The following is a 12899-nucleotide window of genomic DNA, read 5'->3' as shown; positions in this document are numbered from 1 at the left end:
AAGGGGTGATATTTATGCAAAGAATAATAATAATTTTATTACTAGCTGCGGTAGTCATATCTGTTACCCTTTATGTTTTCCTATATAGTGAAATTAAAAGTATAAACAATCAATTAAACAAAATTAATAAGACTAAGACTAGTTCAAAAATACTATTATCTTATGATAATAAGCAATTACATGGGTTAGCTTTGGGAATAAACAAAAACCTAGAAGAAAAACAAAAGTCAGAAGCTAAATATAAAAAGATGGATTTAGAGCTTAGAAAAGCTATTTCAAATATATCTCATGATTTAAGGACTCCATTAACTTCGATAATGGGGTATATGCAATTAATTGATAATAATAGTTTATCTGAAGATGAAAATAAGAAATATATAGATATAGTAAAAAACAGAACAAAATCCTTAGAATCCTTAATAACTAGTTTTTATGATTTATCAAGACTAGAAGGTAATGAATATAAATTTGATATGAAATCATTAAACTTAAATAATATATTGTGTGAATGCGTGGCTTCATTTTATAATGATTTTTTAAATTGCGAAGTGGAACCTAAAATTGATATAGAAGAAAAACCTTATTTTATTATAGGAGATGAAGTTGAAGTAAAGAGAGTGTTTTCAAATCTAATACAAAACATTATTAAATATGGTGAAGGATATGCAGCCATCTCTTTAAAACGCAGTAATGAATACATTGTTACAATATTTCAAAATGCTGCCCAAAATTTAAGTGATGAAGATGCGAAGCGTTTATTTGAACGATTTTTTACAGCAGATAGAGCAAGAACAGGGAAAAGTACAGGGATTGGACTTGCTATAACAAAACAACTAGTTGAACAAATGGGGCATGAAATTTCAGTGGAACTAGTAGAAGGAAATCTTAGCATAATAATAAGGTGGAAATGTTTAAAGTCTATTACAGAGTAGATAGTCCGAATTTAAAGTAAGTCATCTTCAAAAAAATAACAAGCCACCTTCTGGCTTGTTATTTTTTGATTATATAGGAAACAGCTTTCGGAAAACAATGTGGATAACTTTTTTCATCTATATAATATATATTTAATGTAATATACACCTTTATTAAAATAACCAATTTGGTAAGTAATATAATATATGTAATTTAACGACAGTTAAACACATATATAGTATACTTAGGATGGTATAAACTGCAACTATGTTAAAATATAATAAGTTAGAGGGTGTTATAATATGAAATTTTTAAAAAATATAGAAAATCAAGCGATAACTGTTAAACAAATGACTATAATTAAAGCTTTTCTTGTAATGCTTACAGCAATTTTATTGGAGATATTAGGTCAAATACCCATAGAAATTTTAAATTTATTTTTTAAACGTTTTACAAAAGTAGCCCCCTATTTGAAATTTGTTACAGGAGTGTTAGTTAAATATTTCATTATTACTCTTTTATTAAAGTGGCATAGTAAAAATTCCTGTGAAAAAATTCATAAAAAAAGGTTTAATAGAAAGAATTTTATTTATGTTGCTTTAATAATTATAGGCTTTCGTATAGTATATGATAATAGTTTAATTTACTGGGTTAATAAGATACCTATGCCTGATTTTATAAATCAAGCATTTGAGGAGCTGGCGATGTCACCTATTATAATGATACTTAGTGCTGTTGTTATAGCACCTATATATGAAGAAATTGTTTTTAGAGGGATATTGCTAAGGGGTATGGCTAACAAAATAAATCCAACATTGGCACTTATAGTATCAGCCTTATTTTTTGCGTTGATGCATATGAATATTCCTCAGGGCATAAATGCATTTTTGCTAGGATTAATTATTGGATCTATATATTTGAATACAGGTTCAATTTATTTAAGTATATTTGCACACTTTATAAATAATTCTACGGCGATCTCAATTTCAGGAGCCTTCCAATTAATAAGCGGAAAGTATGCTACATTAATTCATGGTACAGCTTTTATTGTAGGAAGCATAATTTTAATTGTTGCCTACAGATGGCTTAATCAAAATAAACCAGGAAATAAGCTAGATATATACAAAGAATCTATAGAAATATAATATTAGGCCACAAAACAAAATCCTCCATTATAAAGATAATTATCTTTATAATGGAGGATTTTGTGCATTTTATTACTTTAAAGAAAGATACAATTATTACTTAAGGGTATAGGGAAATATTGATATGAACAAAAAAATGACGGATTAATTATAAGAAATTGCAGAATATCTTTACAAAATTGCGTTTAGGCTATATAATAATAAATAAATTGAAAGTTTAATGCATATAAAATTCAAATATGTATATTCTATAAATAGAGATAGGGTATACAGCAAGGAGGAAAATAAATGAAAGAGATGAAGATAACAAATTACAATGATTCCCATAAGAGGGTAATAAATAATTTTAAGGCAAGTAATGAAGAACAACCTAGGTTATTTAAAGAAATATTTCCATACTCAGAAATTCCAAAAATGGTTTTTAATAATGAACAGATTCCAATGTTTATACCTGAAGATATTTGGATTACGGATACTACTTTTAGAGATGGGCAACAGGCAATGGATACCTATACTGATAAACAAATAATTAAAATATTTGATTACCTACATAAACTTGATAATAATTCAGGGATAATAAGACAAACGGAGTTTTTTTTATATACCGAAAAAGACAGAAGAGCGGTTGAAAAGTGTTTAGAAAGAGGATATAAATTTCCAGAGGTAACTTCGTGGATAAGAGCCAACAAGGAAGATCTTAAGCTAGTGAAGGACATGGGGCTCAAAGAAACGGGAATACTTATGTCTTGTTCTGATTATCATATATTCAAAAAATTGAATAAAACAAGACAGCAGGCCCTGGATTTGTACATCTCATTGGTAGAAGAAGCATTAGAAAATGGCATAACTCCAAGATGTCATTTCGAAGATATAACTAGAGCTGATTTCTTTGGATTTGTGGTGCCACTAGCACAAAAACTTATGGAACTTTCTAAGAAATCGGGTATCAAGATAAAGATTAGAGCATGTGATACATTAGGCCTTGGGTTACCTTACTCGAGAACCGAGTTACCAAGGAGTGTACAAAACATCATACATGGATTAAGAATTTATGCAGGAGTTCCGCCTGAGTGTATTGAATGGCATGGACATAATGATTTTTATAATGTAGTGACCAATGCTACTACAGCATGGACTCATGGATGTGCAGCTATAAATACGTCGCTTTTTGGTATTGGTGAGAGAACAGGTAACTGTCCACTTGAGGCTATGATTATAGAATATGGTCAACTAAGAGGAAATGTAAAAGATATGAATCTTAAATTGATAAGTGAAATTGGCAAATACTTTGAAGGTGAGTTTAAATATAGTATTCCACCTAGAACACCATTTGTAGGGAGTGAGTTCAATGTTACGAGAGCTGGCATACATGCGGATGGAATATTAAAAGATGAAGAAATATATAATATTTTTGATACTGAGAAAATATTAGGCAGGCCAATTGTTGTAGCAGTTAATGAACATTCAGGACACGCAGGTATAGCAGCTTGGGTTAATACTTACTTTAGATTAAGGGGAACAGACAAGATAAGTAAAAAAGATGAGGGAATTAATGTTATAAAAGAATGGGTTGATAAGCAATATGAAACTGGAAGAAATACTGTAATGAAAAGTGAAGAGCTTGAATTAATTGCAAAAGAGATTATTCCACAGCTAAGTGTAAAGTCACAAAAGACTGCAGCTTGTTAATATAAGTTAGACATTGTAAATTCTATTTATAAATGAAAAATGGAGGGATATCATGGCATTTACTGTTGCACAAAAAATAATTAAGGCTCATTTAGTTAAGGGTGAAATGATTTTCGAACGTGAAATCGCAATTGAAATAGATCAAACGTTAACACAAGATTCTACAGGTACAATGGCTTATCTTCAATTTGAGGCTATGGGAATTGATAAAGTATTAACCAAAAAATCAGTTGCATATATAGACCATAATATTTTGCAAACCGGGCCTGAAAATGCAGATGATCATTTATATATACAAACTGTTGCTAAAAAACATGGCATATATTTTTCTAAACCTGGCAATGGTATTTGCCACCAAGTTCATTTAGAAAGATTCGGAGTTCCAGGTGAAACTTTACTTGGCTCGGATAGTCATACTCCCACTAGTGGGGGAATAGGGATGCTTGCTATAGGTGCAGGAGGATTAGATGTTGCGGTTGCTATGGGCGGTGGAGAATATTATATAACAATGCCTAAAATTGTAAAGGTGGATTTATTAGGAAAGCTTAACCCTTGGGTTTCAGCTAAAGATATTATATTAGAATTATTAAGACTCTTAACGGTTAAGGGCGGAGTTAATAGAATATTTGAATATGCTGGCTCCGGGCTGAAAAATCTAAGCGTACCAGAAAGAGCAACAATTACTAATATGGGCGCAGAGCTTGGAGCCACAACTTCAATCTTTCCGAGTGATGAGATTACACATGAATTCTTAAAAGCACAAGGTAGAGAAAAAGATTATGTGGAACTTAAAGCAGATGATGGTGCAGTATATGATGAGATAGTTGAAATAGATTTAAGTAAAATTGAGCCTCTTGTTGCTTGTCCTCATAGTCCGGATAGGGTAGTCTCTGCATCATCTTTAAAAGACATAAAGGTAGACCAGGTGTTAATAGGAAGCTGCACTAATTCTTCTTATGTTGATATGATGAAGGTGTCGAAAATACTTCTAGGAAAAACCATACCTGATGAAGTGTCACTTGCTATTGCACCAGGCTCAAAACAGGTTCTAAATATGCTTTCCAAAAATGGTGGACTCGGAGATATGATTGATGCTGGTGCAAGAATTTTAGAGAGTGCATGTGGTCCATGTATAGGAATGGGACAAGCGCCTTCAACTGGAGCAGTATCACTTAGAACCTTTAATAGAAACTTTAAAGGTAGATCTGGAACGGTGTCTGCGAATGTTTATATTGTAAGTCCAGAAGTGGCTGTTGCATCGGCACTTACAGGATATATAACGGATCCAAGAGAGCTCGGTGAAGCAATTAAAGTGCCCATGCCAGAAAAATTCTTGATTAATGATAATTTAATAATAAACCCAGCAGAGGATGGTAAAAATATAGAAGTGAAAAGAGGACCGAATATAAAGCCATTCCCTAAAGCGGAAGAATTAAAGGGAAATGTGGTAGGAAAAGTTTTAACTAAATTAGAAGATAATATTACAACGGATGATATAATGCCATCTAATGCAAAATTACTTCCATTTAGATCTAATATACCTTATCTATCAGAATTTTGTTTAACTCCGTGTGATGAGAGATTTCCAACTAAGGCTAAGGAGAATAGTGGTGGAATCATAGTTGCCGGATCAAATTATGGGCAAGGCTCCAGTCGTGAACATGCGGCATTGGCACCTCTTTACTTAGGTATTAAGGCCGTTATCGCGAAATCTTTTGCAAGAATTCATAAGGCTAATTTGATTAACAATGCTATAATCCCATTGGTATTTGAAGACATTAAAGATTATGAAGATATAGCTATTATGGATGAATTAATAATAGAAGGTGCCGTAGATCAAATTAAAAAAGGCATAGTTATTGTAAAAAATATAACAAAAGGATCTGAGTATAAAACTCTACCTGAAGTAACTCAAAGAGAAAAAGAGATGCTTATATATGGTGGATTAATAAATCTTATGAAAAACAAGAAAAAGGGAGGGGTTTAGAAGTATGGAACATAATATTACACTTATACCTGGTGATGGAATTGGGCCGGAAGTAACTTCTGCTGCAGTTAAAGTAATAGAAAAAAGTGGAGTCACAATTAATTGGGAAACGGTGCGTATGGGTGCCGCGGTTATAGAGGAATTTAATACTCCTATGCCTTCCTACGTTTTAAAAAGCATTAAAAAGAATAAAGTTGCACTTAAAGGGCCTGTAACTACACCGATTGGTAAGGGGTTTAAAAGTGTTAATGTTACATTAAGACAGGAATTAAATCTTTATGCTAATATAAGGCCTATAAAAACACATGAGGGGGTTCCATCAAGGTTTGAAGATGTAGATCTAATAATAGTAAGGGAAAACAGTGAAGATTTATATGCAGGAATAGAACATATGATTACAGAGGATATTGCTGAGAGCATAAAGGTAATAAGCAAGAAAGCTAGTGATAGAATAGTAGAATATGCTTTTAAATTGGCAAAAGAGCAGAATAGAAAACAAGTAATAGCTGTTCATAAAGCAAACATTATGAAACTTTCCGATGGATTGTTCTTAAGATGTGCAAGAAACATAGCGACCATGCACAAAGATATAGGCTTTGGAGATGTTATAGTAGATGCGATGAGCATGAAGCTTGTAATGAACCCAGAAAAATATGATGTGCTTGTAATGCCTAACCTATACGGAGATATATTATCAGATATGGCAGCGGGGTTAATTGGTGGGCTAGGACTAGTTCCAGGTGCAAATATTGGAGAAGAAGGTGCGGTTTTTGAGCCAGCTCATGGATCTGCTCCAGATATAGCTGGCTTAAACTTAGCAAATCCTACTGCGTGTATTCTATCAGGTGTTATGATGCTAAGATTTATAGGAGAAGTAGAAGCGGCAAATAAAATAGAGAAAGCTGTGGATGATGTTTTAAAAGAAGGCGAACATTTAACTTGTGATTTAGGTGGAAATACTGGGACTCGCGAGTTCGCTGAAGCGATCATTGGAAAAATGGGGAAATAAAATAATTAACAACAAATAACTCATGAGCAACTTGCTCATGAGTTATATTTGGTATAATGATACAAAGAGATTAAAGTAGTTTAGATGACTAGTGAAAGGATAAAGATTTATTATGAGAATAAATAAACTGCTTAGCAATTATGGTATTTGCTCAAGAACTGATGTTAATAGGCTTATAGATGAAAAAAGGATAATGGTAAATGGGAAGCTTTGCACCACCGGGCAGTGGGTAGAAAAAGAGGATAACATTCTTCTTGATAATGAGAATATTTCGATGAGAGAGAAGATTTATATTGCGCTAAATAAACCCGTCGGGATTACATGTACTGCAGAAAAAACAGTAGAAAACAATATAATTAATTTCATGAACTATCCAGAATACATATTTCCAGTTGGAAGATTAGATAAGGCATCTCAGGGGTTAATACTTATGACTAATGATGGTGATTTGGCAAATAATATTTTAGAATCTGAAAATGAACATGAGAAAGAATATATAGTAACTGTGAATAAGCATTTTGATGGATTTTTTCTCAAAGCAATGTCTGAAGGTGTTCAAATTTGTGGGGTTAAAACAAGACGTTGCAAAGTTATCGCGGTTAGCGATGATACTTTTCGTATTATTTTAACACAAGGACTAAATAAGCAAATTCGCAGAATGAGCAAAACTTTTGGATATACAGTTGTAAGATTAGAACGAGTTCGAATTATTAATATAAAAATTGATGAAACTGATATTGGCATGTGGCGTCACCTAACAGAGAAAGAGGTAATAGAATTAAGGAATAGTTAGAAAGGGTACCTTAGTAAAAATATTAAGGTACCCTTTGTTTTTTATGGAAAATACTCAATTATGTGGTTTTAAAAGTCAAACAATCTGTTTCTGAATAGAGATTAACATTTTCGCCACTAACGTCTATAGATTTAGCATTACAGAGCTGATTAGAGTTATAGGTGCAAGTACATACATTACAAGCAATTACGTCGCATCCATTGCTATTGGAATTAATGATATTTGTAAGAGAACTATAGACAATACTATCTAAAAAAGTAGCACAACAAGTATCAGAATCTTTTTTAGCACTTTTTCCACCAACATTTATTATGTTAGCATAACATGTGTTTTTGTCATTATGGGAGCAATTTGAAACGCTACAATTGATTTTTGACATTATATCTCCTCCTTAGTGTATCTACTAAGAAGTTTAACCAAAAGGAAAAGAAAATATTTATAATATAGGGTTTGTTTAAAATTTCTATTTGATAGATTTTTTATAAGAATGTTGCCGTAAAACATATTTTCGATTGAATATTGTTGTATTTTCATATATAATTAGAATTAAGTAAGAAAATGTAACAATATACATATTATTCAAAGTATATCGTTTATTAAATTATAGGGAATATATATCTATTGTCGCTTGTATTTTATCATGAAAACGAGTGCAATAGGTATTGATGGACCCCTTTGACTTCAGTATAAGTTAGCTTAACCCCTTGCTATTGCAAGGAGTTATATAAATAAACAGATAGTGTTAACATTATCAAAAAATATGAAGGGGGAGAATTTATGAGGTATGTTAATAAAACATTAAAAAGATATGGTAGCTTTGCTTTATCTTTAGTGATAGCTCTTAATTTAATGCTATCTTTTTCATTTAAAACGTATGCATCAACTATACAATCTGACTACAAGTCATTTGTAATGGCTCCATTGGAAAAAGTAACAGATTGGAATGCGTTCAAAAATCAATTAATAACCATTAAGAACAATGGAGTCTATGCCCTTACCACAGATGTGTGGTGGGGAGATGTTGAAAGTGCGGGTGACAATCAGTTTGACTGGAGTTACTACAAGACTTATGCAGATACTGTTCGTGCTGCAGGATTAAAGTGGGTGCCTATTATGTCCACTCACCAATGCGGTGGTTCTGTGGGGAATTCAGTAAATATACCTTTACCTACATGGTTATGGAATAAAGATAGTGCTGAGAATATGCAGTTTAAGGATGAAAAAGGAAATTATGATAAGGAATCTCTTAGTCCATGGTGGTCTGGTACAGATAAACAGTACAATGAACTTTATGTGTCTTTTGCTGAAAACTTCAGCAGCTATAAAGATATTATAGCTAAAGTTTACCTTTCTGGTGGTCCATCAGGTGAATTAAGATTTCCTTCTTACAATCCATCATTAGGTTGGTCATATCCAGGTCGTGGATCTCTACAATGCTACAGCACAACAGCAAAAACAGATTTTCAAAATACGATGAAAACTAAATACGGCACTATTTCGGCAGTTAATAGTGCATGGAATGCAAGTCTAACAAGCTTTACACAAATTATGCCTCCAACAGATGGGGATAATTTTTTTGAAAAGGGTTATAAGTTAACTTATGGTAATGACTTTTTAACTTGGTATCAAAGTGTACTTGCAAAACACTTGTCGAATATAACGGCTATAGCGCATAACAGTTTTGATTCAGTTTTTGATGTTAGAATAGGAGCAAAAATAGCAGGTATACACTGGCTAATGAATAGTCCTACTATGCCACATGCTGCGGAGTACGGTGCAGGTTATTATAAGTATAGTACTTTACTCGACCAGTTTAAGACATCAAATGTAGATTTAACATTTACATGTCTTGAGATGGATGATTCAAACGCATATGTTAGTCCAAGCTATTCAGCTCCTAAAAGTCTCGTTATAAATGTTGCCAATTTGGCTACATCGAAAGGTATAAGACACTTTGGAGAGAATGCACTAGCTATTTCTAATAATAATCAAGCGTATCAAAATGCTGCTGAAATGCTATTTAATTATAATTTCTCTGGATTTACACTTTTGAGATTTGCAAATGTTGTTAACCGCAATGGAACAGCTACTTCTGAAATGGCTCCCTTTGCAGATACTTTAGTTATGAAGCCAGTTCCTGTAACTTTTACAGTGAACAACGTTAATCCAGGCAGTGGTCAAAATGTATACTTATCAGGGAGTAGATGGGAATTATCTAACTGGACTACAGGCGTATATCCTTTGCCACTTACTAATAGCAATGGAAGGTATACAGGAACCACATATCTTGGTGAAGGCCGTGACTATCAATTTAAAGCAATTATGAAAGATGGTGATGGAAACGTAACCTGGGGAGGTGGCAACAGTCAATCTTATACTGTTCCTACAAGGGGAGGTTCCTATACCTGGAACTGGTAGCTAGAAAAAATACCATTATAATTTTTTTGCACGTATATTGGCAGTTTTAAAAAAAAGTTTAAGTTTATCGTAAAATTAAGAGCCACTACTCTGATAAATATGATATAATTAAAATAATGTAGAAAAATAAACATGTGTGTTCTAGAGAAAATTGAATTGTTATTAAAAAATTAGGGAAATATTAAAGTTATATATAATTTTAAATCCCTTACAAGGCATATGAAAAAAATAGACTAGCGTGCTGACTGGTTATTTTTTTGAAGATGCCTAAATAGAAGAAAGAGGTGTCCTATCATAAAAAACGAAAATGAAAATAAAAAAGAAACTACTAAAGTAGAAATTAAATCAAACAAATATCAGACGCTAGAAAATATTACATTTTTAAAAATAGTTAAAAAAGATGGAACAACTATTGATTGTAAAATAGATACTGAAGATTTACAAAAGGTATTAGAAAAAGGTCGTTGGTTTGCAGAGTGGAATAAAGATTTTAATAATTTCTTAGCGCAGAATCTAGGCAGTTATTATATCGAAGAAAAGAAATATAGAAGAAAACAGAGTTTGCAGTCATTCATATTAGATGTTCATCCAAAAGCACCTGTAAGACATATCAATGGAGACACTCTAGATAATAGAAAATGCAACTTAGAAGTATATAATCAAAATACAATTAACGATTATGAAGAATTAGATGAAGAAACTGTTGCTATAATATTAAGAGATAGATATGGTAAAGAAAAATCTAGGACTATAATCGATAAAGAAGATTTAAGCAGAGTGGTTAATAATAGTTATACATGGGTTCTCTTTAAGAAAGATACAGAACCTTATGCTGTAGCAAACACTCCTGAAGGAAAAATTTATTTGAATAGATTTATAATGAGTACAACTGAAGATATGGTTACTCATCCTATAAATCTTAATACATTAGATAATAGAAAAGCTAATTTAGAAAACAAAAAAGTTGAGTTAGAATTTGATAAACCAACTGAAGAAACAGAAGATTAATGACAGTTTAGAAGGAAAGTCATTAATCCAGCTCCGCAGGAGATGATTTAATAAGCATTGTAAAGCAGTATAGAAGATAATTCTATACTGCTTTTATTGTGCGCCCGGCATGGGCGCAATCTAATGGGTGAAAGTCCCTAGCACGGGTTAATAGTGCCAAGTGCATAGCTTAAGACAAGGGTGTCCATCGTGAGATGGAATCTGAAGGAAGTTGGCGGCCAAACTCCGGTCTGACGAACAGAAACTACATATAAGGCATATGCTTGTGGGTAAGTTTGCAATACAAAACGAAGCCCAAAACTATTCGAAACAAGTGGTGTAAATGTAGCAGATAGATGGAGTGAAAGATTGCGTTCTTACCCGGGGAGATCTGATAGGTAAGTTGTGGATATGAATTTAGAAATAACAACCCATACAGTGATGTATGGCTGAACTATCAGAAGTCAGCAGACGTCATAGTACCATGCAAAACGCGTTAGCGTGGGAAGGACTGAACAATAGGAGGTTTTGGAATTTTGAAGGATACGAGAAAATATGATAAAAGCAGACAACTTCATAAAGAAGGCTCTCTACGAGAGAATAGAGTGGAACTCGAAGGTAATGTAGAAGTGCATAGTATTTCCTCTATGTCAGAAGAAGGAAGAAACGATGTGAATGAATATGATAATGGTTTACTCGAGCAGATATTATCGAGAGATAATATGAATAAAGCATATAAAAGAGTAAAAGCCAATAAAGGAAGTCATGGGATTGATGGTTTGACAGTAGATGAACTTCTACATTATCTAAAAGAGCATGGACAAGAATTAAGGCAATCATTATTAGAAAGTAGATATAGACCTCTAGCCGTAAGAAGGGTAGAAATACCAAAACCTGACGGTGGAATTAGGCTACTTGGAATACCTACTGTATTAGATAGAGTTATTCAACAAGCGATATCACAAACTCTAATACCAATATATGAAAAGAAATTTTCTGATAATAGTTACGGTTTTAGACCTTTAAGAAGTGGAAAACAAGCTGTTGAAAAATGTAGGGGATATATTAATGCTGGACATACATGGACGGTGAATATAGACCTTTCTAAATACTTTGATACGATAAATCATGATAAATTAATAAGGATACTATCGGAAGATATTAAAGATAGTAGAGTAATTTCTCTGATACGAAAGTATCTACAAAGTGGAGTGATGATAAATGGGGTATTTATGAATACAGAAGAAGGAGCACCTCAAGGCGGGCCTTTGTCCCCATTATTAAGTAACGTAATGTTACATGAACTCGATGTAGAACTAACAAAACGAGGACTAAACTTTTGTAGATATGCTGATGATGCGAATATATACGTCAAAAGTGAGAAATCAGCAAATAGAGTAATGAAGAGTATTACGAGATTTATTGAGGAAAAGTTAAAGCTTAGAGTGAATAAAGAAAAGAGTACAGTAGATAGACCTTGGAAACTTAAATTTTTAGGATTTTCATTTTACCGAGCAAAAGGTGAATACAGAATGAGAGTTCCTCAAAAACCTATAATCAAATTCAAAGCAAAGCTAAAAGAATTAACTTCAAGAAGTAATGCGATGAGCATGAAATATAGGTTTATGAAACTTAAGCAAGTGATAGTTGGATGGATAAATTATTTTGCTATTGCAGACATTAAAAGTATTCTTAAAACACTTGATGAATGGTTAAGGCGAAGAATTAGAATGTGTTTTTGGAAACAATGGAAAAAGATTAAAACAAAATATGGGAACCTTGTTAAATTAGGAATACCAAACAATAAAGCTTTGCAATATGCAAATACAAGGAAAGGCTATTGGAGAACATCCAATAGCCCTATATTAAACAAAACATTGACCAATAAATACCTTAAAAATATAGGATTAGTTTCTATATCTGAGACATATTTATTAAAACATTAATTTCTATTGAACC

General features: G+C 32.5%; 10 protein-coding genes. 9 read left to right on the top strand and 1 reads right to left on the bottom strand.

What is annotated here, in order from left to right:
- The first annotated feature begins 14 nt into the window (after positions 1-14).
- The 6 genes from ACWJKE_RS11920 (at position 15) to ACWJKE_RS11895 (ending at position 7535) form a co-directional block, all read left to right on the top strand.
- On the top strand, positions 15-932 hold the full coding sequence (locus tag ACWJKE_RS11920) for a sensor histidine kinase (RefSeq protein WP_220286907.1): 918 nt from the start codon (positions 15-17) through the stop codon (positions 930-932).
- A gap of 282 nt (positions 933-1214) precedes the next feature.
- A complete protein-coding gene (locus tag ACWJKE_RS11915) occupies positions 1215-2057 on the top strand; it encodes a CPBP family intramembrane glutamic endopeptidase (RefSeq protein ID WP_216303334.1) in 843 nt (280 codons plus the stop codon).
- 297 nt (positions 2058-2354) lie between these two features.
- Positions 2355-3746 (top strand): beta/alpha barrel domain-containing protein, encoded by a 1392-nt coding sequence (locus ACWJKE_RS11910; protein WP_220286930.1) that lies wholly within the window; start codon positions 2355-2357, stop codon positions 3744-3746.
- Between the two features lie 52 nt (positions 3747-3798).
- The gene (locus tag ACWJKE_RS11905) at positions 3799-5733 is read left to right on the top strand and encodes an aconitate hydratase (protein WP_462958846.1); all 1935 of its coding nucleotides are present in this window, start codon (positions 3799-3801) and stop codon (positions 5731-5733) included.
- Between the two features lie 4 nt (positions 5734-5737).
- Positions 5738-6742 (top strand): isocitrate/isopropylmalate dehydrogenase family protein, encoded by a 1005-nt coding sequence (locus ACWJKE_RS11900; protein WP_462958845.1) that lies wholly within the window; start codon positions 5738-5740, stop codon positions 6740-6742.
- 112 nt (positions 6743-6854) lie between these two features.
- Complete coding sequence (locus tag ACWJKE_RS11895; RefSeq protein WP_462958844.1) at positions 6855-7535, top strand: pseudouridine synthase; 681 nt, start codon at positions 6855-6857, stop codon at positions 7533-7535.
- Positions 7536-7593: 58 nt separating this feature from the next.
- Here ACWJKE_RS11895 and ACWJKE_RS11890 read toward each other — a convergent pair whose 3' ends face one another.
- On the bottom strand, positions 7594-7914 hold the full coding sequence (locus ACWJKE_RS11890; protein WP_216303338.1) for a DUF1540 domain-containing protein: 321 nt from the start codon (positions 7912-7914) through the stop codon (positions 7594-7596).
- Between the two features lie 398 nt (positions 7915-8312).
- On the opposite strand from ACWJKE_RS11890, the gene ACWJKE_RS11885 reads away from it, so the two are divergent.
- The 3 genes from ACWJKE_RS11885 to ltrA all read left to right on the top strand — a co-directional run bounded on the left by ACWJKE_RS11885 (position 8313) and on the right by ltrA (position 12886).
- Positions 8313-9953 carry a family 14 glycosylhydrolase gene (locus ACWJKE_RS11885; RefSeq protein WP_216303339.1) on the top strand — a complete coding sequence of 547 codons (1641 nt, stop codon included), beginning with the start codon at positions 8313-8315 and terminating at the stop codon, positions 9951-9953.
- Positions 9954-10514: 561 nt separating this feature from the next.
- Positions 10515-10961, top strand: a complete 447-nt coding sequence (locus ACWJKE_RS11880) for a hypothetical protein (RefSeq protein ID WP_462958843.1) — start codon at positions 10515-10517, stop codon at positions 10959-10961.
- A 515-nt stretch (positions 10962-11476) separates the two neighbouring features.
- Positions 11477-12886 carry a group II intron reverse transcriptase/maturase gene (gene ltrA / locus ACWJKE_RS11875; protein WP_462952630.1) on the top strand — a complete coding sequence of 470 codons (1410 nt, stop codon included), beginning with the start codon at positions 11477-11479 and terminating at the stop codon, positions 12884-12886.
- Positions 12887-12899: the final 13 nt, after the last annotated feature.

It is taken from the genome of Clostridium sp. CM036, from assembly GCF_055081135.1.
This window is presented reverse-complemented; position numbering and strand designations above follow the sequence as displayed.